The following is a 25044-nucleotide window of genomic DNA, read 5'->3' on the forward strand; positions in this document are numbered from 1 at the left end:
GAACAACAACCGGCGTCCGCCCCGTCCTCCCATGGGCGGCGGCTTTGGCGGCGGGTCCTTCGGTGGCTCCCGCGGAGGTGGCTCCTTTGGGGGCGGCTCGTTCGGCGGTGGCTCGTTCGGTGGAATGGGCGGCGGCGGCAGCCACGGCGGCGGCGGTGGCCGCGGCCGTTAAAAACACAAAAACACGGAGAACTGCTGTGGGCGGTATGCCTGCGGCAGTTCTCTTTTTAGGTTTCAGGCGTGAAGGGAATTCATTTGACAAATCAACTTTGTTAACCTATACTGAGAAACATGCATAATAAGCCAGAAATAAAGGCTCTGAGGGCGGAAAAGCCGCAGAGCAGGGAACGATAAAAATAGAGGGAGAAAACCATGCTGACTCTGGATAAGATCTACCATGCAGCCTTTGTGCTCAAGGATGTTGCCCGCAAGACCGACCTCATCGAGGCACCCAAGCTCTCCAAGGACTGCCAGCTGTACCTGAAAACCGAAAACCTGCAGGCCACCGGCAGCTTTAAGGTGCGCGGTGCTTACTATAAGATCAGCCAGCTTTCTGAGGAGGAGAGCGCCAAGGGCGTGATCGCCTGCTCTGCCGGCAACCACGCACAGGGCGTGGCGCTGGCTGCTACCCGCCGCGGCATCAAGAGCATCGTCTGTATGCCGGACGGTGCCCCCATCATGAAGGTGGAGAATACCAAGAATCTGGGCGCAGAGGTGTGTCTGGTGCCCGGCACCTATGATGATGCCCACGACAAGGCTGTGGAGCTGCAGGAAGAGACCGGCATGACCTTTATCCACCCCTATGACGATGAGCAGGTCATCGCGGGGCAGGGAACCATTGGTCTGGAAATTCTGGATCAGCTGCCGGATGTGGATGCGGTCGTTGTGCCGGTGGGCGGCGGCGGCCTGATCTCCGGCGTGGCCTTTGCCATCAAGAGTCTGCGCCCGGAGGTGAAGGTCTATGGCGTACAGGCCGAGGGTGCACCCAGCATGTACCGCAGCCTGCACGAGCATAAGTACCAGACCCTGAAAGCCGTTTCTACCTTTGCAGACGGCATTCAGGTCAAGACTCCCGGTGAGCTGACCTACCAGATCTGTGAGCAATATGTGGACGACATCGTGACCGTGAGCGAGGATGAGACCGCTGCCGCCATCCTCTCGCTGATGGAGAACCAGAAACTGGTTGCCGAGGGTGCCGGAGCCGTGCCGGTGGCTGCAGTGCTGTTCCACAAGCTGCCGGTCGAGGGCAAAAAGGTGGCCTGCGTCGTCTCCGGCGGCAACATCGATGTGAACATCCTCAACCGCGTGATCACCCGCGGTCTGGTGATGAGCGGCCGCAAGGCGAACATGACCATTGCGCTGGAGGACAAGCCCGGCCAGCTCAAGAAGGTGGCCGAGATCGTGTCCCGCTGCGGCAGCAATGTGGTGTCGGTGCAGCACGATGGCTCCGATCCCAATATGCCCATTTCCAGCTGCTTCCTCAAGCTCACCCTTGAGACCCGCGATGCCGAGCAGATCGAGCAGATCCGCGCAGAGCTTGCAAAAGAGGGTTTCCAGCTTGTGAGCGAAAGAGTATAATAGAAGAAAAAAGAAAGGAACGTTTTATCATGAAAGTCGTTTCCACTTCCAACGCACCCGCAGCCATCGGCCCTTACAGCCAGGCAATCGATCTGGGCAATATGGTGTTTGTTTCCGGCCAGATCCCGGTAGACCCTGCTACCGGCAAGATGGCCGATACGGTTGAAGAGCAGGCTGCACAGAGCCTTGCAAACCTCAAGGCCATTCTGGCCGAGGCTGGCCTTTCCATGGCAAATGTGGTCAAGACTGTCATTTTTCTGGCCGATATCAACGATTTTGCCGCTGTGAATGCCGTGTATGCCAAGGCCTTTGCTGAGCCGTTCCCTGCCCGCAGCTGCGTGCAGGTGGCCGCCATCCCCAAGGGCGCAAAGCTGGAGATCGAGTGCATCGCCGTGCGCGAATGATCAGGCCTAAACACAAAAGGGGCTGTGCCGCTGGCACAGCCCCTTTTGCATGTATGAGGAAGAATGAGAAGAGCAATTACGGGCGCAGACCCATGCCGCCCTCCAGCGTGAGGGTCTCGCCGGACAGATACTTGAAGTCCGGCATGGCCAGCTGCACGCATACCCGGCCGATCTCGGTCTCGGGGTTGGCGTAGTGGCCCATGGGCGGCATCTTGACGTTGGCTTTGAACGCATCCGGGTATGCTTGCTGGAACTGCTCCAGCTTGGCGGTCCAGGCCAGCGGGCAGATCACGTTGACATTGATGCCATCCTTGCCCCACTCAGTAGCGGCCACGCGGGACAGGCCGCGGATGCCCTCCTTGGCGGCAGCGTAGGAGCACTGGCCAAAGTTGCCAAACAAGCCTGCACCGGATGCAAAGTTGATCACGCTGCCCTTGGACTTGGCCAGATAGGGATAGCAGGCCTTCATATAGTAAAATGCAGCGTACAGGCCGGAATAAAGGGCCAGATCAAACTGCTCGGTGGTGTGCTCTGCCAGCGGCACGCCGGAAGCGGATGCCTGTGCGTTGTTCACCAGCACTTGAATGCCACCAAAGGTATCCACAGCCTGATTGACGACATTTTGCACGGTGGCTTCGTTGTCGGTGCCTGCACACACATCTGCCTGCACCGGCAGAACGCGGATGCCATACTTGGCTTCCAGCTCGTTTTTTGCCTCTTCCAGTTTTTTTACATTACGGCCAGTGATGACCAGATTTGCGTCCTCTTTTGCAAAGGCGGTGGCAATGCCATAGCCGATGGAGCCGCAGCTGCCATCGGAAAGTACGGCGCGGCCTGCGCCGGTGATGATAGCGGTCTTACCCGTTAAAAAGCCCATAGTTGCCCTCCAGAAGTGCTCAATTGGCTGATGTTGGCCATATTATAGCCTGAATTTCAATAGAATGCAAGGCTTTTTACCGATAAATAAAAAATAGACAAAGAATGCCGAGAAGGTGAAAAAATTCACGACTTCTCGGCATTTTGTGAAAGATTTGTCAGAGACTTTGATGTTAAAATAAAGACAAACTAATTACTTCTGCACGCCCGCCTCGCACTGCTCAATAAACTGCTTTGCCACGCGGGGGCTGCGGCCGCCGGCGCGGATGGCAAAGGCTTCGGCTTTGACCAGCAGCTGATCCATCGGCATGTCGATGCCGTGCTGCTTTGCCAGTTCGGCCAGAATGGTCTCAAACCGGGCCTTCTCCGGCCGCTGGAAAGTGACCGTCAGGCCGAATCGGGCCGAAAGGCTCATCAGCTCCTGCCGGGTATCGGCTTCGTGGATGTCGTCGCCGGTGCGGTCGGTCAGTGTTTCTTTAATAAGGTGGCGGCGGTTGGAGGTGGCGTATACCGCAATGTTCTTGGCCCGGCCGCCTACGCTGCCCTCCAGAATGGCCTTGAGCGCGGCAAAGTTGTCGTCGTTGGCGGTAAAGCTCAGGTCGTCGATGAACAGGATGAATTTGAGCGGGTTCGCGGCCAGCTTGTCCATCAGATCCGGGATCTGGTAGAGCTGGTTCTTCTTCACTTCCACCAGCCGCAGGCCTTCAGGTGCAAACTCATTGGCAATGGCTTTCACCGCACTGGACTTGCCGGTGCCTGCATCGCCGTACAGCAGCACATTGTTGGCGGGCATCCCGGCCAGCAGGGCCTTTGTGTTGGCAATGACCTTTTCGCGCTCCTTCTCGTAGCCGGGCAGCTCGGAAAGGCGCTGGGGGTCCGGGTATTTCACCGGCACCAGATGGCCGTTCTCCACCGTGAACACATGGTGCTTGGCAAACATGCCATAGCCCTTTTTTCCCACTTCGCTCATGCGCTGGGCGTAGGCGGCAGGCAGGTCGATGCCGGAGGTCTCCCACCGGGGCAGGAAAGCCAGCTCCTGCGCCTGCCCTGTGGCAGAACCGGCAGCGGCCAGCAGCTCGTCCAGCGTCAGGCCGCACAGAGCCTGCAGAAAAGCCAGTTCACTGTCCAGCGCGGTCTGCAGTGCAGGGGCAAGGGTGCCCGATGCAGCCTGACGTACGCAGACGGTCTCGGCTTCCAGCACAGCGGCGCTGAGGTAGCTGCCCCAGTTGGTGGTGTGCTCGAACAGTGCGGCTTCAAATTGGGCCACAGCGTCGCACACCGGGCCATAGCCGGGCGCACCGGCTTCCATGCGGTCGGTCAGGTCCACAAGCTTTGCCACAACGGGGTCGTCCAGCAGGCTGCGGAAAACAACAAGCCCGTGCAGCCGGGCATTCCATTCTCTCAATTTCATATTCCTGTCCTCTAGTTGGTCTTAAATTAAACGCGCAGGCGCGCATATCAGAAGTATACAGCGCATTGTGCCATGGCGCAAGAGGTGTTCAATTAACTTCATGTTTGGGGTGATTCAGGTTACAAATTGTCGATTGACAAAAGGCCGATTTATAGTATAATTTACATCAACAAATGCGCGGATGGGAAAAAGTACCATCCAAAGCCCACTGTTCAGAGAACTGCCGGTTGGTGCAAGGCAGAGAGAGCTTTGGAGGGGAAGTCGTCCCGGAGCAGCCTGCCCAACGGGTGCAAAACCCTTGTAAGCAGCGCCGGTTGCAGCCGTTACCGTGCAGGGCTTTGTTGGAAGCCCGTGAGAGGGTGTGCACAGCACGCCAACGAGAGTGGTACCGCAGAGAGCTTGATGATCACAAGGTCTTTGTCTCTTGATAACAGGGGACAAAGGCCTTTTCTTTTAAAAAAGAAGCTCCCCGGGAACGTGTAAAAAGTGGAAAAAGGTTAGGAAAACAGGAGAAACTCACCATGCAGTTGAATGGTTCTCAGATTTTTGTGGAGGTCCTCTGCGAGCAGGGCGTGGACACCCTTTTTGGTTATCCCGGCGGCGCAGTGCTGAACCTTTACGATGAGCTGTACAAGAATTCGGACCGCATCACCCATGTGCTGACGGCACATGAACAGGGCGCGGCCCACGCGGCAGACGGCTATGCCCGCGCGACCGGCCGCACCGGCGTGGTGCTGGCTACCAGCGGCCCGGGTGCCACCAATCTGGTCACCGGCATTGCCACGGCCTATATGGACTCGGTGCCCATGGTAGCCTTTACCGGCAACGTGACCACGGACGGGATCGGGAGGGACAGCTTTCAGGAAGCCTACATTGAGGGCATCACAATGCCCATCACCAAGCACAATTTCACGGTGCGCCGGGTGGAAGAGCTGGCCGATACCATGCGCTCTGCCTTCCGTATTGCACAGAGCGGGCGCAAAGGCCCGGTGCTGGTGGATATCCCCAAGGACGTGACGGCAGCGGTATGCGAGTTCACCCCCAAAAAGCCGGAGCCGATCCGCACCGTGACCACCTTCAACGCGGAGCAGGTCAAGTGGGCAGCGGATCTTATCAATGCGGCCCAGCGACCGCTGGTCTACTTTGGCGGCGGCGTGCGCAGCGCAGCCTCCTGCCAGCCGCTGCGTGATCTGCTGCACAAGGCAGAGATCCCGGCCACCTACACCCTGATGGCCGCAGGCGTTGTGCCCTACGGCGACCCGATGAACATTGGCATGGTGGGTATGCACGGCTGTTACACCTCCAATCGTGCCGTGGCCGACTGCGACGTGCTGATTGCAGTGGGTACCCGCTTCTCGGACCGTGTGGCCCTGAACCCCAAGACCTTTGCAAAGAATGCCACCATCATCCAGATCGACATCGACCCCAGTGAGCTGGGCAAGAATGTGGAGGTCGACCTTTCCATCGTGGGCGATGCCGCTTACGTGCTGAACGCCATGCTGCCGCAGATCGAGGAAAAGAAGCATCCCGATTGGATGAAGATGATCCATGAGTGGCAGGCACAGGATTACCACCCGGTGTCCGACCCCACCCGCCTGATGCCCCATCAGGTGATCGGCGAGGTGTGCAACCAGTGCGGCCCGGAGGCCGTGTATGTGACCGATGTGGGCCAGCACCAGATGTGGGCGGCACAGTACCTGCGCCACGCCAAGAGCCGCGGCTTTATCACCAGCGGCGGTCTGGGTACCATGGGCTTTGGCTACGGTGCCGCCATTGGCGCACAGATGGCTCTGGGCCGCGACCAGCGGGTGGTCATGTTTACCGGCGACGGCTCCTTCCACATGAACCTGAACGAGGCCTGCACCGCCGTGAGCTATGAGCTGCCCATCATCACCGTGATCTTCAACAATTCGGTGCTGGGCATGGTGCGCCAGTGGCAGACCATCTTCTACGAAAAGCGCTACAGCCAGACCGATCCCCACCGCAAGACGGACTTCGTCAAGCTGGCCGAGGGCTTTGGCCTGAAGGGCTACCGCTGCAGAAACCTGCCGGAGTTTCAGGCTGCTTTTGCCGATGCAATGAAGCAGAAAGGCCCTACTTGGATCGAGTGCATCATCGATAAGGACGAAAAGGTGCTGCCCATGATCCCCGGCGGCGGCGACATCAACGATATCATCATGGAATAAGGAGGGCACAGCAATATGGAATCCAACAAGCGCAGGGTCATCAGCCTGCTGGTGGACAACCAGAGCGGTGTTCTGGCCCGTGTGTCCAACCTGTTCTGCCGCCGCGGCTTCAACATCGACAGCCTGACGGTCTCGGCCACCAACGACCCGGCAGTCAGCCGCATCACCGTGACCATTACCAGCGATGACAAGGCCCTCAAGCAGCTGATCCTGCAGACCGAACGGCTGGAAGTTACCCGTCAGGTGTTCGTGCTGGACGGCGAAAAATCTCTGGAACGGGAACTGCTGCTGCTGAAGGTAGCATCCGATGTGCACAACCGCAGCGAGCTGCGGGAGATCGCCAGTATTTACAAGGCCAAGATCATCGACCTTTCGCCGGACAGCATGGTGTTCGAGCTGATCGGCAAGCCGGATAAGATCGATGCCTTCCTGAAAATGTTTACAGATTACAAAATTTTGGAGCAGTGCCGCACCGGCGTTACCGCACTGGAGCGCGGCGGGATGCATCAGCATATGCAGAAGCCTCCGCAGGAGGTGCGCGAAGCACAGCTGCCTCTGCCGGGGACCCACTGCCCGGAGAGAAAGTAAGAACGAACCCTCTCCGTCACGGCTGCGCCGTGCCACCTCTCCCGAAGGGCGAGGTTTTATGCATCATCAAAAGAGAAGGTATGATAAAAGCTCCCCCCTCGGGGGAGCTGGCATCGAGCAAAGCGAGATGACTGAGAGGGTTAAAACTTTGCTTTTCCGCTCTCAAGGAGCGAAAAAATAAAATGTTTACAATCAGCCACTGAATAAACACAAAACAAAAAAGGAGAACAACTACCATGGCTATCAAGAAATACTACGATTCCGACTGCAACCTCGGCGTGCTGGACGGCAAGACCGTCGCTGTCATCGGCTTCGGCAGCCAGGGCCACGCCCATTCCGAGAACCTGGCCGAGAGCGGCGTGAATGTCGTCGTCGGCCTGCGCAAGGGCTCTGCTCACTGGGAGAAGGCTTCTGAGTTCGCAGCAACTCACGAGAACTTCAAGGTCATGGAAGTGGAAGAAGCTGCCAAGGCCGGCGACGTTGTCATGATGCTGGTGCCCGACGAGCTGTGCGCTGACATCTACAACAAGCAGGTGGCTCCCTACATGACCGAGGGCAAGGCACTGGCCTTTGCACACGGCTTCAACATCCACTTCAAGACCATCACCGCTCCCAAGAATGTGGACGTTATCATGATCGCTCCCAAGGGCCCCGGCCACATCGTCCGCCGCCTGTACACCGAGGGTGAGGGCTGCCCCTCTCTGATCTGCGTGGAGCAGGACTACACCGGCAAGGCTAAGGATATTGCTCTGGCATACGCTTCCGGCATCGGCGCTGGCCGTGCAGGCATCCTGCAGACCACCTTCAAGGAGGAGACCGAGACCGACCTGTTCGGCGAGCAGGCAGTGCTGTGCGGCGGCGTTTCCGAGCTGATCCACGCCGGTTTCGATACGCTGGTGGAAGCTGGCTACGAGCCCGAGATGGCATACTTTGAGACCTGCCATGAGATGAAGCTGATCGTTGACCTGATCAACGAGGGCGGCTTCTCCAAGATGCGTTACTCCATCTCCAACACCGCTGAGTACGGCGACTACCGCACCGGCAAGCGCCTGATCACTGCCGAGACCCGCAAGGAGATGAAGAAGGTTCTGACCGAGATCCAGGACGGCACCTTCGCTTCCGAGTTCCTGACCGAGATGAGCCCCAACGGCGGCCGCAAGGTGCACTTCCTGGCAAAGCGCCGCATGGAAGCAGAGCTGCCCATCGAGAAGGTCGGCGCAGAGCTGCGCAGCATGATGAGCTGGCTGAAGAAGTAATCAACTCCCCCAGTCGCCTGCGGCGACAGCCCCCTCAAAGAGGGAGCCTTTTGCCTGATCGCAGCGTGAAGCCTCCCTCCGTGAGGGAGGTGGCATCGCGCAAGCGATGACGGAAGGAGTTCAGCCAAAACTTGTGATAAAATCAGGAAAGATTCCCTCCTTTGGGAGGGAGTCTTTTGCTATAAGAAAAAGAGGAATAAACAATGAGAAGTGACAACGTGACCAAGGGTTCGGAGCGCGCCCCGAACCGAAGCCTGTTCTACGCACTGGGCTACACCAAGGAAGAGTTGGAGCGCCCGCTGATCGGCGTGGTGAGCGCCTACAGCGAGATCGTGCCCGGCCATATGAATCTGGACAAGATCGCCGATGCCGTCAAGGCCGGCGTTGAGATGGCAGGCGGCACGCCCATCCTGATCCCCTCCATTGGCGTGTGCGACGGCATCGCCATGGGCCATGTGGGCATGAAGTACAGCCTTGCATCCCGTGAGCTGATCTGCGACAGCGTGGAGACCATGCTCATGGCCCACCAGCTGGACGGTCTGGTGCTGGTGCCCAACTGCGATAAGATCGTGCCCGGCATGGTGATGGCAGCGGTGCGCATGGATGTGCCCGCTGTGGTCTGCTCCGGCGGCCCCATGCTGGCCGGTACCTACGGCGGCGAAGAGGTCAGCCTTTCCAAGATGTTCGAGGCTGTGGGTGCCTACAAGGCCGGTATGATCACCGAGGATCAGCTGGAAGACTGCACCTGCAACTGCTGCCCCAGCTGCGGCAGCTGCTCCGGCATGTACACCGCCAACAGCATGAACTGCCTGTGCGAGGCCATCGGCATCGCACTGCCCGGCAACGGCACCATTCCTGCCGTCTACTCCAAGCGTCTGCAGCTGGCAAAGCACGCCGGTATGGCCATTATGGATATGGTCAAGAAGGGCATCACCGCACGCCAGATCATCAACGAGCGCTCCATCCGCAACGCTCTGACCTGCGATATGGCTCTGGGCTGCTCCACCAACACCGTGCTGCACCTGCTGGCCATCGCTTATGAGGCTGGTGTGCCCATCGACCTGAAGCTGTTCAATGAGATCAGCGCCAAGACCCCGAACCTGTGCCATCTGGCACCGGCCGGCCCCACCCACATGCCGGACCTGTACGCCGCAGGCGGCATCCCCGCCGTGCAGGCAGAGCTGGCCAAGAAGGGCCTGCTGGATCTGGATGTGCCCACCGTTACCGGCAAGACGCTGGGCGAGAACATCAAGGGCGCACACATCCTGAACGACAAGGCCATCCGTCCCATCGACAACCCCTACTCCCAGACCGGCGGTCTGCAGATCCTGTGGGGCAACATTGCACCGGACGGCTGTGTGGTCAAGCGCAGCGCCGTGGCCCCCGAGATGCAGCAGCATTCCGGCCCGGCCCGCGTGTTCAACAGCGAGGACGAGGCCATTGCTTCCATCTACGCGGGTAAGATCGTCCCGGGCGATGTGGTGGTCATCCGCTACGAAGGCCCCAAGGGCGGCCCCGGTATGCGTGAGATGCTGAACCCCACCTCCGCACTGGCCGGCATGAAGCTGGACAAGACAGTGGCCCTCATCACCGACGGCCGCTTCTCCGGCGCAAGCCGCGGCGCAGCCATCGGCCATGTCAGCCCGGAGGCTGCTTCCGGCGGCCCCATCGGCCTGATCGAGGAGGGAGATACCATCAACATTGATATCCCCAATGCCTCCATCACGCTGGAGGTCAGCGACGAAGTCCTGGCCCAGCGCAAGGCAAAGTATGTTGCACCCGAACCCAACATCAAAACCGGCTGGCTGAGCCGCTACGCACGCATGGTCACCAGTGCAAATCTGGGCGCTGTGCTGAAGTGATTTGATGATCTAAGCAAAAACAGAGGGACGACCCCGCGTCGTTCCTCTGTTTTTTGTTTCCTGAAGGCTATCTGTAAAAAAATCGGCAAAGCCCGCAGGCTCTGCCGATCTGTGATCCGAATTATTCTCCGTGGCCGAACAGCACCGCACGGAAGGTTGCAAAGATGATCTTCCAGTCCACCAGGAAGCTGCGTTCCTTGACATACTTCACATCCAGTGCCATCCATTCGTCAAAGCTCAGCTGGTTGCGGTGCGGTGCAATCTGCCAGTAGCAGGAAAGGCCGGGTGTCACGTACAGCCGCTGCCATTCATAGGGCGTGTACTGGGCTACCTCGCGGGGCAGCGCCGGGCGCGGGCCCACAATGCTCATATCGCCCTTGAGGATGTTCACCAGCTGAGGCAGCTCGTCGATGCTGGTTTTGCGGATGAAATGGCCCACCCGGGTGATGCGGGGGTCGTCCTTCATCTTGAACACCGGGCCGTCCATCTCGTTGTCCTGCAGCAGATCGTTGAGCTTGCTCTCGGCGTTCGGGCACATGGAACGGAACTTGTACAGCCGGAACAGCTTGCCGTTGCGGCCCACCCGCAGCTGGCTGAACACCGGGCTTGCACCCGGGCTGTCGATCCAGACTGCAATGCAGGTAAGGAGCATCAGCGGGGAAAGCGCGATCAGCGCCAGCAGAGAAAAGAAGATATCCTGTGCGCGGCGCACACACCAGTAGGCGCGGTGCTCGTGAAGATTCGTCTTACGATCGATCGTAATCGGCTTGTGGATGCCAAGCTCTGCGCCGGGCTCCTCCATCCAACCGGTCTGCAGCCAGTATTCCGCTTCTGGCGCAGTGGTTACAGTTGTCATACTTAGATTCACTCCATTGATCCTATAACATGAAAACAGGAGAGCCCCAAACTCTCCCACACAGTTATTGCACCTATTGCACAATAAAACTACAAACTTCTGTACAATTTTACCATGTGTACAGGCGGATTGCAAGAGAGTTGAACCATTTTTTGTCTGGTATATCAGAAAAAACCGGATCACAGAGGTGGAAAACGATGAACAGACAGACCGGTGCGCCAGAGCCTTACCCGAACAGGCTCTTTGTGTTGTGCATATAGACCGACAGCACAAGCCCCACGCAGATATACAGCATCAGCACCGAGCTGCCGCCCGCAGAATAGAAGGGCAGGGTGACGCCGATGACCGGCAGCACCCGCAGGTTCATGCCCACATTCACTGCGATCTGCGCCATCAGAGCACCGCCGATGCCGGTGCAGATATAGCTGCCCAGCAGGTCCTCGCTGCGCGCACCGGTGGCAAAGGTCTTGATCACCAGTGCCAGCAGTGCCCCCAGCACGATGCACAGGCCCACAAAGCCAATGGCATTGCCCAGCCAGCTGAGAATAAAGTCGTTGTGGGCATTGGGCACGCTGTAGTACCGGCCGCTGAACAGGCCGTTGCCGAAGATGCCGCCGGAGCCGATGGCGATCTCGCCGCGCTGCTGCTGGTAGATGATGTTTTTCCAAGTGGCTTCGTTGGGTGCCCAGCCGGTGGAATTCTCCGGGTCGATAACGGCCAGAATGCGGTACCACTGGTAGCCCTTGCCGATCTTATCGCTGAAAAAGGCAAACGCCGCCGCCACGGCCACAGCTGCTGCCGAAATGGCACCGATGATATACTTCCAGCTCAGGCCCGCTGCAAACATCATGCAGCAGCCGATGATGGCGTAGATGATGGCGGTGCCATCGTCGCCCTGAATGTGGATGATAAGGATGGGCACGGCCAGATGCAGCAGAAGCTTTACCAGCTCCTTTGGCTCGTTGATGCGGCTGCGCACATTGTTCAGGTGCATGGCAAAGGTAAGGATAAAGCTGATCTTTGCCAGCTCCGTGGGCTGGAAGGTAAAGCCGCCCAGCTTGTACCAGGAGTAGTTGTCGGTGTCACCGGCGTTGAAGCCGATGGTCAGCGGGCCGATGGCCACATTGCGGATGAACAGTGTGGGCAGCACCAGACCCCATGTCAGGGCTACATGCACCGGCCACACCTTGACAAGGCTGCGGTAGTCGATGCAGGAGAGCAACAGCGCAATCACGATGCCAAGCCCGGCTGCTGCCGCCTGCACCAGCGCGCGGCGGTAATCGCCGATGCCGGTAATGGCACCAGTGATCTCGTCCGTGGCAAAGCCGTTGCCCTGCTTTGCGGCCCAGGAGGCAAGAGCCACCACCGCCATGGTGCTGCTGAAGATGCACAGCAGCAGATAGATCTTATCCGTTCGTTTAAAATATTGTCGAATGCTTTCCAAGAAAGCACCACCTTTCGTTCCCAGATGCACACCGGGTTTTGCCGCTGCAGCGGGCAATACCAACCCAATTTATCCTATTATACACAGCTTGCACACCGTTTGCAATCCACCGGGTGTGACAGCTTTGCAAAATCCGCACGAATGCTTGACAAAGCAGACCGCACCATCTACAATGAAGGTGCAGCAGAAAGCTCCTTTGCAGAGCGCCTGCCGCGCAAAGAAAATGGCAGGAAGATGCCTGCTGGAAAAGGGCGGCGTGCCGCATTGGGCGGCAGATATGCCCGGAGGAAATGGGAATGGAACACGATATGCTCCGCCGTTTTGGGTGTGCACTGTGCGCTCTGGCTTTCGCGCTCACAGCGCTGCCCACAGCGGCTTTTGCACAGCAGCCGGAAGAACAGGCGGCTGTGCAGCAGAGCCTTTCGGCCACAGATGTGCGCGAGATGCAGCAGGCAGATGCTGCTGTGACCGCACTGACCGGAGGCAGCGACTATGCACAGATGACCGAGGACGAGCGCACAGATGCTGCTTTGCAGCAGCTGGATGCGCTGACCGCACAGGGCCTTGTGAAGCAGGGGTCTGTCTACACCGATGCCGAGAACGGCATGATCAGCTTTACCTACAGCTGCGGCGCGCTGGGCGGCATCTTGCTTACCGACCCGGAGGAGGAGAACACCGCAGCCCTGCCGGAGCTGGACGAGAGCCAGCTGCAGGAGCTGGCAGAGAACAAGCGGGTGGGCACGGCGGCGATCTATTATGCGTTTGACAACACGATCAACAGCACCCGCTATCCGTATTATGCCTACATGCAGACCTATTGGGATTCGGTGGGCCTGCAGACGGATCTGGATACCACCGTTACTGTATCCGACCTGCGCAGGATGGGCCGTTACGACCTGTGCATCCTGAGCACCCACGGCGCGTACTACACCTATGAATACGGCTGGCTGTTCAAAAAGACCACCACGGAACCGCTGATCCTGCTGACCGAGAGATCGGATTTCTGGAGCGATTTGCGCTATGGCTTTGACCTGCTGGCCCACCGCGTGGTCAAGGTGAACGGTATGTATGCCGTCAACGGCGATTTCTTCCGCAGTGCCTACCGCGGTAATGGCATCGTGCTCAGCGAGACCTGCGAGTTCTACGGCAAGAACGGCCATGTGGACACCTCTATGGCAGACGGCCTGCTGGCAGGCGGTGCCAAGGCGGTGATGGGCTATGTGAACAATGTCTACTCGGTGTATTCCCGCAGTATGCTGTGGGCCGCTGTAAACCGGATGATCGAGGGCGAAACGCTGGAACAGGCCGTGGACTATGCCAAGAGCATCTACGGCACCGATGATATCATCTGGTACAACGAGCAGGGCGGCAGACGGTCCCATGCGGCGGCATCCTATGCGATGCTCAGCGGAGACCGAAGCGCTGCACTGCCCAACCCCTACACGGCAGCGGATGTGGATGCGGCGGCGTAAGCAACACACGGCATTGCACTTTTGCACAAAGTATATTATACTAAAGGACGGCAGAGCATTCTGCCGTCCCTTTTGCTTTATAAAATGAGGTAAACTTCATGTCAGAATATATCACCCACTCCCGCGCCGAGACGGTGGCGCTGGGTGCCCGTATGGCCGCAGTGCTGGCACCGGGTTCGCTGGTTGCGTTCACCGGCGGGCTGGGCGCGGGCAAGACCGCTTTTACCGAGGGCCTTGCCGAGGGCCTTGGCTGCACCGACCCGGTGTCCAGTCCAACCTTTGCCATTGTGAACTACTACCGCGGCCCAAAGCCGCTGGCGCACTTTGACCTGTACCGTATTTCCACTGAGAACGACCTGTGTGCTGCAGGCTTTTACGATTATTTGGATCAGGGGGCCATTGTGGCAGCAGAGTGGAGCGAGAACTTTGCAGACCTGCTGGCACTGGAAAACCCCATCCGGGTGGATATCCAGCGCGTGGACGAAAATACCCGAAGGATCACCATTGAGGGGGTAACGCTATGAACATCTTAGCTGTGGATACAGCGGGCAAAACGGCTGGTGTGGCTCTTTTGCAGGATGACCGCCTGCTGTACGAGGTGTATCTGGACGCAGGCATGACCCACAGCGAAACGCTGATGCCCATGATCGACACCTGCCTGAAGATGTGCGGCATGACCTGTGCAGAGATTGACTTGTACGGTGTCAACGCAGGCCCCGGCAGTTTTACCGGGCTGCGCATCGGTCTGGCGGCGGTCAAGGGTCTGGCCTTCCCGCGGGAAACGCTGTGCGCACCGGTCTCCACGCTGGAAGCACTGGCCGCAGCCCACACGGGCGAGGGCACCGTGCTGTGCGCACTGGATGCCCGCCGTGCGCAGGTATACAGTGCCGCGTTCGACCTTGCCACCCACAGCCGCCTGCTGGAAGACGATGCCCGGGCGGTGGCAGATCTGGCCGATTTTGTAGAAAATTGCAAAAAGCCCCTGTTTTTTGTTGGTGATGGCGCATCTCTGTGCTATAATAAATACGGCAGTGTGCCGGGCGTGCTGCAGGCACCTGCGGCCCTGCGCGGCGGGCGTGCTGCTGCAGTGGCCCTTGTGGCAAAGCAGATGGCCGAAGCCGGAAAGGCTGTGCTGCCGGAGGCTCTGCTGCCGGACTACCACCGCCTGAGTCAGGCCGAGCGGGAGCGCGCAGAGCGCCTTGCAGCAGAAGCTGCAGCCAATGCCGCCCAAAACAAGGAGCAGGCATAAAACCCTGCGTGACTGAGAGAAAGGAACATTTCCATGGCAAAACCCATTGCACTGGCCGCTGACCACGGCGGATTTGAATTGAAAGAAGCTGTCAAGGCGCATCTGAAGGAGCTGGGGCTGGAATACATCGATTTTGGCACCCATAGCACCGACAGCGTGGATTACCCCGATATGGCCGTGCCCGCCTGCGATGCAGTTGTGAGCGGCGAGTGCAGCAAGGCACTGCTGTTCTGCGGCACCGGCGTGGGCATCAGCATGGCAGCAAACAAGATCAAGGGCATTCGTGCCTGCTGCTGCTCTGACAGCTTCAGCTGCGAGTATACCCGCCGCCACAACGACGCCAACGCCCTGTGTATGGGCGGCCGCGTGGTCGGCCCCGGCCTTGCCTGCCAGCTGGTGGATCTCTTCCTGAACACCGAGTTTGAAGGCGGCCGCCATCAGCGCCGCATCGACAAGCTGACCGCATTGGAGAACCGCTGATTCTAAGGAAAAATATTTTTTGGATTTCGCGTTTGTCGCGGCCCCGACGCTTGTCAGGGCAAAGCCCTTCCATCTGCTATCGCAGATCGCTCGCCTGCTTGAAAGACCCACTGGGGCTTTCATTGCTGCGCAACCGCAGGGCCGTTCCAAACGCATTTTCACGAAAAAGGCCATAAGGGAAGATAAATCTTTTCGTTACGACCCTTCCTGTGAAAAAGAGCATTCAAAAAATCCGCAGATTTTTTGAATGCTCAAAATATAAAAATAAAATTTCCACTGACAATGGCGAAGCGTATGCGGAGCTGTTTTAAATCGTAATCTTGGACCCGATAGAGTTATCTATTTAAAATAAGGAGCGTGTTTTTATGACCCCGATGATCGTTGAGCATCCGCTGCTGCAGCACAAGCTGAGCATTCTGCGCAACAAGCAGACCGGTACCAAGGAGTTCCGTGACCTTGTTGGCGAGATCGCGACCCTGCTGTGCTACGAAGCGACCCGTGACCTGCCTCTGGAAGAGGTGGAGATCGAAACACCCATCACCATGGCAAAGACCAAGGTGCTGGCTGGCCGCAAGCTGGCTCTGGTGCCCATCCTGCGCGCAGGCATGGGTATGCTGGACGGTATGCTGACCCTGCTGCCCGCTGCAAAGGTGGGCTTCATCGGCCTGTACCGCGACGAGGAGACCCTGCAGCCTGTGGAGTACTTCTGCAAGCTGCCGCAGGATATCGCAGAGCGTGACGTTCTGGTTCTGGACCCGATGCTGGCCACCGGCGGCAGCGCCATCGATGCCATCACCCAGATCAAGAAGCATGGCGCAAAGCGCATCAAGTTCATCGGCCTGATCGCCGCTCCCGAAGGCATCAAGGCCCTGCACGAGGCACACCCTGATGTGGATATCTACCTCGGCGCAGAGGATGACCACCTGAACGAGAACGGCTATATCGTTCCCGGTCTGGGCGACGCAGGCGACCGCATCTACGGCACCAAGTAAGAAACTGTATCACGGAAGGGCAGCTGGGAACAGCTGCTCTTTTTTGTGCAGACGAAAAGGGGAACGACGGCTGTCGTTCCCCTTTGTGCGTTATGGAAAAAACTCAGATCTCGGCCAGAATGGCATCGCCCATGGCGGTGCAGCCAAGGCAGATGCAGCCCTCGCTCATGTTGTCGGCGGTGCGCAGGCCCTTGTCCAGCACCTTGTTCACGGCGGTCTCAATGGCATCGGCCTCCTCGGCCATACCGAAGGAGTAGCGCAGCATCATGGCGGCAGACAGAATGCAGGCGGTGGGGTTCACGATGTCTTTGCCCGCAATATCTGGGGCCGAGCCGTGGATGGGCTCATACAGGCCGCGGGTGCCGTCGCCCAGAGAGGAGGACGGGATCATGCCGATGGAGCCGGTGATCATGGAAGCCTCGTCCGACAGGATGTCGCCGAACATGTTCTCGGTAACGATCACGTCGAACTGGGCGGGGTTCTTGACGATCTGCATGGCGCAGTTGTCCACGAACATCTCGCTGTATTCCACATCCGGGTATTCGGCCTGCAGGCGGTGCATCACGCTTCTCCACAGGCGGCTGGTGTCCAAAACGTTTGCCTTGTCCACGCAGCACAGCTTTTTGCGGCGCTTGCGTGCGGTCTCGAAGCCGATGCGGCCGATGCGCTCGATCTCGTGCTCCGAGTAGGGCATGGAGTCGATGGCCTGCTTCTCACCGCTGGCGAGGGTGTGGGTCTCGTGATTGCCAAAGTATACGCCGCCGATCAGCTCACGCACGATGATGAAATCGATGCCCTGTGCCACGATCTCGGGCTTCAGGGGACTGGCAGGAGCCAGCTGCGGCCAGATCTTGGCCGGACGGTTGTTGGAGTACAGGCCCATGCCTGCACGCAGGCGCAGCAGGCCCTTCTCCGGGCGCTGCTCACCGGGCAGGCCCTCCCACTTGGGGCCGCCCACGGCACCCAGCAGGACGCTGTCCGCAGCAAGGCACTTGTCCAGCTCGTGCTGGGGCAGCGGGTCACCGTATTTGTCAATGGCTTCGCCGCCCATGGCAGCGTCGGTGTAGTGGAAGGTGTGGCCGTACTTTTCGGCCACCTTGTCAAGCACGCGGATGGTCTGCTTGACGATCTCCGGGCTGGAGCAGTCGCCCCAGATGACAGCAATGTTTTTTTCCATTGGTGGTACTCCTTTTATGAATGAAACTCCTTCCGTCACCGCTGAGCGATGCCACCTCCCTCTGAGAGGGAGGCTTTGGCAAAATCGGAAACTTTCCCTCTTCGCCAGAGGCTCCCTCTGTGAGGGAGCTGTCGAGCGAATGCGAGACGGAAGGAGTTTGCCTTACTGCTTTGCCTTGATGGACTTCATCAGTCCACCGGCGGAGATGATCTCCTGGATGAACGGCGGGAAGGGCTCGGCGTGAAACACCTTGCCGTTGGTCTCGTCGGTAATGACACCGGTGTCAAAGTCTACGCTCACGGTGTCGCCCGCATTGATGGCATCCACAGCCTCCGGGCACTCCATGATGGGCAGACCGATGTTGATGCTGTTGCGGTAGAAGATGCGGGCAAAGCTCTTGGCAATGACCACCGAGATGCCGGCGGTCTTGATGCACAGCGGTGCGTGCTCACGGGAGGAGCCGCAGCCGAAGTTCCAGCCGCCCACCATGATGTCGCCGTCCTTCACCTTCTTGACGAAGTCCTTGTCGATGTCCTCCATGCAGTGGCTGGCCAGCTCTTTGGCATCCTGCGTGTTCAGGTGGCGGGCCGGGATGATGACATCGGTATCCACGTTGTCCGGGTATTTGAAAACAGAACCTTTTGCGTTCATTGTTGTGCTCCTTTCCGATCAGACCGTGCGGGGGTCGGTGATGCAGCCGGTCAGTGCGCTGGCGGCGGCGGTGGCGGGAGAAGCAAGGTAGACCTCGCTCTTCACATGGCCCATGCGGCCCACAAAGTTGCGGTTTGTGGTGGAAACGCAGCGCTCGCCCTCGGCCAGAATGCCCATGTAGCCGCCCAGACAGGGGCCGCAGGTGGGGGTGGACACGATGCAGCCTGCATCAATAAAGGCAGTGGTCCAGCCGCGCAGGATGCATTCCTTGTAAACGGCCATGGTGGCGGGGATGATGATGCCGCGCACGCCCTTGGCAATGTGCTTGCCCTTGAGCACGTTGTAGGCGGCTTCCATGTCCTCCAGACGGCCGTTGGTGCAGCTGCCGATCACAACCTGATCGATCTTGATGTCCTTGCCCTCGCTGGCAAGGTGGGTGTTCTCGGGCAGGTGGGGGTAGCTGACGGTGGGTTCCAGCTTGTCCAGATCGATCTCAATGGTCTTTTCGTACTCGGCATCCGGGTCGGCCTCAAAGAACACCGGCTCACGCTGGCTGCGGCCCTCGAGGTAGCTGCGGGTCACATCGTCCACAGGGAAGATGCCGTTCTTGGCACCGGCTTCGATGGCCATGTTGCAGATGCACAGGCGGTCGTCCATCGTCAGACTGGCAACGCCCGGGCCGGTGAACTCCATGGATTTGTACAGCGCACCGTCCACACCGATCATGCCGATGATGTGCAGGATCAGGTCCTTGCCGGAGACGCGGGGGCCGAACTTGCCCTTGAGCACGAACTTGATGGCAGAGGGTACCTTGAACCATGCCATGCCGGTGGCCATACCGGCGGCCATGTCGGTGGAGCCGACGCCGGTGGAGAAGGCACCCAGTGCACCATAGGTGCAGGTGTGGCTGTCCGCACCGATCACGCAGTCGCCTGCGGTCACGATGCCTTTTTCCGGCAGCAGAGCGTGCTCAATGCCCATCTGGCCCACATCGTAGAAGTTAAGGATGTCGTACTTGTTGGCGAACTCGCGGCACTGCTTGGACTGGGTGGCACTCTTGATGTCCTTGTTGGGCACAAAGTGATCCAGCACGATGGCAATGTGCTCTTTGTCGAACACACCGTCAAAACCGGCCTTTTCAAACTCGTTGATGGCAACGGGGGTGGTGATATCGTTGCCCAGCACGATGTCCAGCTTTGCATTGATGAGCTGGCCTGCCTTGACCTCGGCAAGACCGGCATGTGCGGCAAGAATTTTCTGCGTCAGGGTCATTCCCATGATGGTACTCTCCTTTTATCTGTTGGTAGAACTCCTTCAGGCACGGCTTGCGCCGTTCCAGCTCCCTCAAGGAGGGAGCCTCTGGCGAAACGGGAAGCTTTTCCGCACTGCCAGGGGCCCCATCTCCGAGGGGGCTGTCTGCGAAGCAGACTGGGGGAGTTCTTTATTTATTATTGATGGCGCTCACCAGTGCCTTGATGCCGGCCACGATGATATCGGTATCCGTACCGGCACCCCAGGTGACGGTGTTATCGCCCCAGACAAGGCCGACGTAAGAGGCAGCGCGGGAGGTGGAGCCTTCGTCCAGACTGTGCTCGGAGTAGGTCTCGAGGTGGAACTCCATGCCGGTGGCACTCTGGATGGCGTTTGCCACAGCGTCCAGACGGCCATTGCCCACCGAGGTGACCACCTTGCGCTGACCGTTCAGCTCCAGCGTGACGGTGGCGGTGATGCCGCCCACCTGTGCAAAGTGGGCTTCCAGAACGTTGAGCGGCTTGCAGCGGTTGAGGAAGGCATCCTCGAAGATGCGCAGCACCTCGTTTGCGCTCAGCTCCTTGTGGCTGTGGTCGGAAACGCTCTTGACCTTGTAGCCCAGCGCCTCACGCATCTTGGGCGGCAGGTTGTAGCCGAAGTTCTGCTCCAGCACAAAGCCGATGCCGCCCTTGCCGCTCTGGCTGTTGATGCGGATAACATCGGCATCGTAGGTGCGGCCGATGTCGTGGGGGTCCACCGGGATGTAGGGGCAGGTCCAGCGGTGTTCGCCATGCTCCTTGCGGTAGGCCATGCCCTTTGCAATGGCATCCTGATGGCTGCCGGAGAAGGCGGCAAACACCAGCTGACCGGCGTAGGGGGTGCGCTCGTAAATGTGCATCCGGGTCACACGCTCGTAGGTGGCGCAGATGTCCGGCATATCGGAGAAGTCCAGCTTGGGGTCCACGCCGTGGCTGTACATGTTCATGGCCAGTGTCACGGCGTCCACGTTGCCGGTGCGCTCGCCGTTGCCGAACAGGCAGCACTCCACTCGCTGTGCACCCGCCAGCACGGCCAGCTCTGCGCAGGCCACGCCGGTGCCGCGGTCGTTGTGGGGATGGGTGGAGATGATCACGCTGTCGCGGTACTTCAGGTGTTTGTCGCAGTATTCGATCTGGTTGGCGTAGACATGCGGCATGCTCATTTCCACGGTAACGGGCAGGTTGATGATCATGGGGCGGTCCGGGGTGGGCTGCATGATGTCCAACACGGCATTGCACACATCCACGGCGTAGTCCACCTCGGTGCCAGTGAAGCTCTCGGGGCTGTACTCGAAGAGGAAGTTGCCCTCGTACTCCTGACTGAGCTGCTTGACCAGCTTTGCGCCGTCGGTGGCGATCTGCTTGATCTCCTCCTTGCTCTTGTGGAACACCTGCTCGCGTTGGGCCACAGAGGTGGAATTGTAGAAGTGGATCACCGCGCGGGGTGCGCCCTTGACGGCCTCGAAGGTCTTGCGGATGATGTGGTCGCGGCACTGGGTCAGCACCTGCACGGTGACATCCTCGGGGATCATGTTCTTCTCGATCAGGGTGCGCAGGAACTCGTACTCGGTGTCGCTGGCGGCAGGGAAGCCCACCTCGATCTCCTTGAAGCCGATCTTGACCAGCATCTGGAAGAACTCCAGCTTTTCCTCAAGGCTCATGGGCACGATCAGGGCCTGATTGCCGTCGCGCAGGTCCACGCTGCACCATGCGGGGGCTTTTTCAATGTGATCCTTCTTTACCCAGCTGTCATAGCCTGCGGGTACCGGGTAGTAACCCGGAGCGTACTTGGTTGCGTCCATCATAATGTGCGTCCTCCCAAACGATTTACACTTCTTGCTCCATGCTCTTTGTGAGCGTCCTCGCCCTCTCAGTCTCACATTCGTTCGACAGCTCCCCCAAAGGGGGAGCCCTTGGCAAAACCGAAAACTTTGCCGTACTGCCAAGGCCTCTCACTTTGGGAGAGGTGGCACGGCGTAAGCCGTGACGGAGAGGGCAAGCCTGCTTCCAAAAGGCAGATATACGAAAAGGCTCTCGTCTTTCAAGGCGAAAACCTTGAGAGACGAGAGCCTGTAAAGTTCAAACTACAGGGCACCCGTGGTACCACTCTCTTTGCTGCGCCTTTGGGCACAGCCGCTTTGCACGATCGGCTTTTTGCGGCGAATCGCTGTCCTTGTAACGGTGGACATCCGTCAGAGCCTACTTGTGTGTTCAGCCCTGCCGCTCAGGGGCCAGTAACCGAAACCCTCTGCACCCGCCTTGCACCACCCGGCGGCTCTCTGTACGCAGAAGAAAATCGTTTTTTCCCCGTCAACGCATTTGTGCTTTTTTCAAAGTGGACTAAGTTTAGCATGATTCACGGGCAGTGTCAAGAAGTTTGGCTCATTCTCAAAATGAAACAATTTCACAAAAGAAGGGGCGGAATTTTCCAAAATTATGCACGAGGCGTTAATGTTAACAATTTGCGAAGTTTTTGGAAAGTTGCGCTCAAACCGCTGTTGCACGCCCGGCGGCTGTGTTATACTACAACCAGAAAAAATCTGGCTCCGCCTGCCCGGCAGGAGCCTGCTTTTGGATCCATTCAGATGTTTGCAAAGGAGGAAACGCCCCATGAAAGAAGTCAAACCTTCCAAAAAGCCGCTGGCGATTTACTACGCCATCGTGCTGGCGGTCCTGCTGCTGCTCAACCTTGTGCTGCTGCCGTGGATGAGCGAGCGTCAGGTGGAGGAAGTGGACTACGGTACCTTTATGACCATGACCGAGGAAAAGAACATCGGCCGTGTGGATATCGAATCCAATCAGATCATTTTTACCGATAAAGAGGAAAAGCAGGTCTACAAGACCGGCCTGATGAACGACCCGGAGCTTACCCAGCGCCTGTATGATGCCGGAGCACAGTTTTCCAGCGAGATCGTGGAGCAGGGGTCGCCGATGCTCAATTTCCTGATCTGGTTCCTGCTGCCCATCCTGTTGTTCAGCTTCATCGGCAATCAGATGAACAAAAAGCTGATGGAAAAGGCCGGCGGCGGCCCGGGGTCCATGATGTTCGGCGGCGTGGGCAAATCCAATGCCAAGGTCTATGTGCAGTCCACCCACGGCATCCGCTTTGCGGATGTTGCCGGTGAGGATGAAGCTAAGGAAAACCTGCAGGAGATCGTGGATTACCTGCACGACCCCGGCAAGTACGAGAGCATTGGCGCATCCATGCCCAAGGGCATTCTGCTGGTGGGCCCTCCGGGCACCGGCAAGACCATGCTGGCTAAGGCCGTGGCAGGCGAATCCAACGTGCCGTTCTTCTCCATTTCCGGCTCTGAATTCGTGGAGATGTTCGTGGGCATGGGCGCATCCAAGGTGCGCGACCTGTTCCGGCAGGCCAAGGAAAAGGCCCCCTGCATCGTGTTCATCGATGAGATCGATGCCATCGGTCAGAAGCGCAACAGCGGCAATCTCGGCGGCAACGACGAGCGTGAGCAGACTTTGAACCAGCTGCTCACCGAGATGGACGGCTTTGAGAGCAACACCGGCGTCATCATTCTGGCGGCTACCAACCGCCCGGATTCGCTGGACCCGGCGCTGACCCGTCCCGGACGTTTTGACCGCCGTGTGCCGGTGGAGCTGCCCGACCTTAAGGGCCGCGAAGAGATTTTGAAAGTGCACGCCAAAAAGGTGGCGCTGGCCCCGGGCATCGACTTCAACACTGTGGCCCGCATGGCTTCCGGTGCATCCGGTGCGGAACTTGCCAACATTGTCAACGAAGCAGCTCTGCGCGCTGTGCGTGCAGGCCGTAAGAGCGTGACGCAGGCCGATCTGGAGGAGAGCATCGAGGTGGTCATTGCAGGCTACCAGAAGAAGAACTCCATCCTCACCGACAAGGAAAAGTGCATCGTGGCCTACCACGAGATCGGCCATGCACTGGTGGCGGCCAAGCAATCCAACTCTGCCCCTGTGCAGAAGATCACCATTATCCCCCGCACCTCCGGCGCACTGGGTTACACCATGCAGGTGGACGAGGGCAACCACTACCTGATGAGCAAGGAAGAGCTGGAAAACAAGATCGCCACCCTTACCGGCGGACGCGCCGCCGAGGAAGTGGTGTTCCGATCCATCACCACCGGTGCCTCCAACGATATTGAGCAGGCAACCAAGCTTGCCCGCGCCATGCTTACCCGCTACGGCATGAGCAAGGACTTTGACATGGTGGCGCTGGAGACCGTGAACAACCAGTATCTGGGCGGCGACACCTCGCTGGCCTGCTCGGCCCAGACCCAGCGCGAGATCGACCAGAAGGTGGTGGAGCTGGTCAAGGCCCAGCACGAAAAGGCTGTCCGCATCCTGACCGACAACCGCGCCAAGCTGGACGAGCTGGCACAGTATCTGTACCAGAAGGAGACCATCACCGGCGAGGAGTTCATGGAGATCCTGAACCGGGAACCGGCACAGGCCCAGTGATCCCGGCGGCAGAGCTGCCAAAAAATTTTTTTAGCCTGCTGCAATAATCCTGAAGCCGCATCCGTTTATAAGACAGATGCGGCGGTTTTGTATTACACCGCATGGCAGACCATGGTTTTCCACAAAACAAAAATGTGCGGTGCAAAACCGCCGTCAACGGAGGTATTCCAAATGAAACTGAACCATAAATTTGTCCGTACCGTCACCACCACCGCTGCAGTGCTGGGTGCTGCCGCTATGCTGAGCGTGGGCGCATTTGCCGCAGAGGCAGACATCAACGACCCTGCTGCCGCAGGCTATCTGCCCCCGCAGGAGCAGATGGTGCAGGGGGATATCGCCCTGCACAGCGCCGATGTGGCGATCGGCGAAAAGGACCCCACCTACGGCGGCTACGGCGCACCGGAGGGAAACCCCATTCAGGGCAACATCATGCTGATCTCCGGCGATGAGCTGGCCGCCCCGTCCGCAGATGCAGCGGCGAAAAAGAGCGAGGCCCGCTACACCGTCAAGGGCCTGTTCGGCAGAGAAGTGCTGTACACTGCCCGCCAGAAGGACAGTGTGCTGACGCTGGATGTGCCCGCCGGTTCTGCTACCTTCCGCACCACCGTGCAGGACATGCAGACCCTGCTGAACGAGGGTGTGAGCACGCTGGTGGTCCAGACTGAGAAGGGCTCCACCACCCTGAACCTGTCTCTGCTGGTGGAGGGCCAGAAGGGCACCGACCGCGTGGTGCTGCGCCGACTGGGCGAAAACACCTTCCTCACCGTGGGCCTGCGCTGCCGCCGCGATTTGATCGTGGGGCGCTGACCGCCGAGATCAAATGA

23 protein-coding genes and 2 other annotated features are annotated in these 25044 nt (G+C 58.8%); of the genes, 15 read left to right on the forward strand and 8 right to left on the reverse strand.

Annotated elements, in window-relative coordinates; all coding sequences use genetic code 11:
• The 3 genes from J3348_RS12860 to J3348_RS12870 form a co-directional block, all read left to right on the forward strand.
• The coding region (locus J3348_RS12860) for a hypothetical protein (protein WP_207699115.1) at positions 1-299 on the forward strand (299 nt) is incomplete at its 5' end.
• A 73-nt stretch (positions 300-372) separates the two neighbouring features.
• On the forward strand, positions 373-1578 hold the full coding sequence (gene ilvA / locus J3348_RS12865) for a threonine ammonia-lyase (protein ID WP_005942203.1): 1206 nt from the start codon (positions 373-375) through the stop codon (positions 1576-1578).
• Between the two features lie 29 nt (positions 1579-1607).
• Positions 1608-1982 carry a RidA family protein gene (locus J3348_RS12870; protein WP_097774035.1) on the forward strand — a complete coding sequence of 125 codons (375 nt, stop codon included), beginning with the start codon at positions 1608-1610 and terminating at the stop codon, positions 1980-1982.
• A 76-nt stretch (positions 1983-2058) separates the two neighbouring features.
• On the opposite strand, the gene J3348_RS12875 is transcribed toward J3348_RS12870, so the two are convergent.
• Both J3348_RS12875 and J3348_RS12880 read right to left on the reverse strand, forming a co-directional pair.
• Positions 2059-2859, reverse strand: a complete 801-nt coding sequence (locus J3348_RS12875; RefSeq protein WP_207699116.1) for an SDR family oxidoreductase — start codon at positions 2857-2859, stop codon at positions 2059-2061.
• 192 nt (positions 2860-3051) lie between these two features.
• Positions 3052-4269 carry an ATP-binding protein gene (locus tag J3348_RS12880; protein WP_207699117.1) on the reverse strand — a complete coding sequence of 406 codons (1218 nt, stop codon included), beginning with the start codon at positions 4267-4269 and terminating at the stop codon, positions 3052-3054.
• A 169-nt stretch (positions 4270-4438) separates the two neighbouring features.
• Positions 4439-4697, forward strand: a binding site (T-box leader).
• A 93-nt stretch (positions 4698-4790) separates the two neighbouring features.
• On the opposite strand from J3348_RS12880, the gene ilvB reads away from it, so the two are divergent.
• The 4 genes from ilvB (at position 4791) to ilvD (ending at position 10161) form a co-directional block, all read left to right on the forward strand.
• Complete coding sequence (ilvB, locus tag J3348_RS12885; RefSeq protein WP_207699118.1) at positions 4791-6455, forward strand: biosynthetic-type acetolactate synthase large subunit; 1665 nt, start codon at positions 4791-4793, stop codon at positions 6453-6455.
• A gap of 15 nt (positions 6456-6470) precedes the next feature.
• Positions 6471-7043, forward strand: a complete 573-nt coding sequence (ilvN, locus tag J3348_RS12890; protein ID WP_005942213.1) for an acetolactate synthase small subunit — start codon at positions 6471-6473, stop codon at positions 7041-7043.
• Positions 7044-7279: 236 nt separating this feature from the next.
• Positions 7280-8299 (forward strand): ketol-acid reductoisomerase, encoded by a 1020-nt coding sequence (ilvC, locus tag J3348_RS12895; RefSeq protein WP_005942218.1) that lies wholly within the window; start codon positions 7280-7282, stop codon positions 8297-8299.
• Between the two features lie 203 nt (positions 8300-8502).
• Positions 8503-10161: a dihydroxy-acid dehydratase gene (gene ilvD, locus J3348_RS12900; RefSeq protein WP_154260842.1), complete on the forward strand. Its 1659-nt coding sequence runs from the start codon at positions 8503-8505 to the stop codon at positions 10159-10161.
• Positions 10162-10282: 121 nt separating this feature from the next.
• Here the strand turns inward: ilvD and J3348_RS12905 are convergent, their stop codons facing one another.
• Entirely contained in the window at positions 10283-10963 is a 681-nt protein-coding gene (locus J3348_RS12905; protein ID WP_207699143.1) for a sugar transferase, read from the reverse strand.
• A gap of 280 nt (positions 10964-11243) precedes the next feature.
• On the reverse strand, positions 11244-12461 hold the full coding sequence (locus J3348_RS12910) for an FtsW/RodA/SpoVE family cell cycle protein (protein ID WP_242702995.1): 1218 nt from the start codon (positions 12459-12461) through the stop codon (positions 11244-11246).
• Between the two features lie 296 nt (positions 12462-12757).
• Between J3348_RS12910 and J3348_RS12915 the strand changes: the two genes are divergently transcribed.
• The 6 genes from J3348_RS12915 to upp all read left to right on the forward strand — a co-directional run bounded on the left by J3348_RS12915 (position 12758) and on the right by upp (position 16654).
• Entirely contained in the window at positions 12758-13933 is a 1176-nt protein-coding gene (locus J3348_RS12915; protein ID WP_242702996.1) for a hypothetical protein, read from the forward strand.
• Between the two features lie 98 nt (positions 13934-14031).
• A complete protein-coding gene (tsaE, locus tag J3348_RS12920) occupies positions 14032-14457 on the forward strand; it encodes a tRNA (adenosine(37)-N6)-threonylcarbamoyltransferase complex ATPase subunit type 1 TsaE (RefSeq protein ID WP_005942237.1) in 426 nt (141 codons plus the stop codon).
• Complete coding sequence (gene tsaB, locus J3348_RS12925) at positions 14454-15182, forward strand: tRNA (adenosine(37)-N6)-threonylcarbamoyltransferase complex dimerization subunit type 1 TsaB (protein ID WP_097776711.1); 729 nt, start codon at positions 14454-14456, stop codon at positions 15180-15182. Before tsaE ends, tsaB begins: the two co-directional genes overlap by 4 nt.
• Before the next feature lie 33 nt (positions 15183-15215).
• A complete protein-coding gene (rpiB, locus tag J3348_RS12930; RefSeq protein WP_005942243.1) occupies positions 15216-15662 on the forward strand; it encodes a ribose 5-phosphate isomerase B in 447 nt (148 codons plus the stop codon).
• A 19-nt stretch (positions 15663-15681) separates the two neighbouring features.
• Positions 15682-15909 (forward strand): hypothetical protein, encoded by a 228-nt coding sequence (locus J3348_RS12935; protein ID WP_207699120.1) that lies wholly within the window; start codon positions 15682-15684, stop codon positions 15907-15909.
• 118 nt (positions 15910-16027) lie between these two features.
• Complete coding sequence (gene upp / locus J3348_RS12940; RefSeq protein WP_097774028.1) at positions 16028-16654, forward strand: uracil phosphoribosyltransferase; 627 nt, start codon at positions 16028-16030, stop codon at positions 16652-16654.
• A 103-nt stretch (positions 16655-16757) separates the two neighbouring features.
• Here upp and leuB read toward each other — a convergent pair whose 3' ends face one another.
• The 4 genes from leuB to J3348_RS12960 all read right to left on the reverse strand — a co-directional run bounded on the left by leuB (position 16758) and on the right by J3348_RS12960 (position 21576).
• Entirely contained in the window at positions 16758-17831 is a 1074-nt protein-coding gene (gene leuB / locus J3348_RS12945) for a 3-isopropylmalate dehydrogenase (protein ID WP_120081366.1), read from the reverse strand.
• A gap of 162 nt (positions 17832-17993) precedes the next feature.
• Positions 17994-18482, reverse strand: a complete 489-nt coding sequence (leuD, locus tag J3348_RS12950) for a 3-isopropylmalate dehydratase small subunit (RefSeq protein ID WP_097774026.1) — start codon at positions 18480-18482, stop codon at positions 17994-17996.
• An 18-nt stretch (positions 18483-18500) separates the two neighbouring features.
• Positions 18501-19760: a 3-isopropylmalate dehydratase large subunit gene (leuC, locus tag J3348_RS12955; RefSeq protein ID WP_207699121.1), complete on the reverse strand. Its 1260-nt coding sequence runs from the start codon at positions 19758-19760 to the stop codon at positions 18501-18503.
• Between the two features lie 163 nt (positions 19761-19923).
• Positions 19924-21576, reverse strand: a complete 1653-nt coding sequence (locus J3348_RS12960; protein WP_207699122.1) for a 2-isopropylmalate synthase — start codon at positions 21574-21576, stop codon at positions 19924-19926.
• A 250-nt stretch (positions 21577-21826) separates the two neighbouring features.
• Positions 21827-22094: a binding site (T-box leader), on the reverse strand.
• Between the two features lie 287 nt (positions 22095-22381).
• Here J3348_RS12960 and ftsH point away from each other — a divergent pair.
• Together ftsH and J3348_RS12970 are read left to right on the forward strand one after the other, a co-directional pair.
• Positions 22382-24220: an ATP-dependent zinc metalloprotease FtsH gene (gene ftsH / locus J3348_RS12965; protein WP_207699123.1), complete on the forward strand. Its 1839-nt coding sequence runs from the start codon at positions 22382-22384 to the stop codon at positions 24218-24220.
• A 171-nt stretch (positions 24221-24391) separates the two neighbouring features.
• A complete protein-coding gene (locus J3348_RS12970; protein ID WP_044953740.1) occupies positions 24392-25027 on the forward strand; it encodes a hypothetical protein in 636 nt (211 codons plus the stop codon).
• The last annotated feature ends 17 nt before the right edge of the window (positions 25028-25044 follow it).

The sequence above is a fragment of the Faecalibacterium sp. Marseille-Q4896 genome, assembly GCF_017377615.1.
Taxonomy (GTDB): domain Bacteria; phylum Bacillota; class Clostridia; order Oscillospirales; family Ruminococcaceae; genus Faecalibacterium; species Faecalibacterium taiwanense.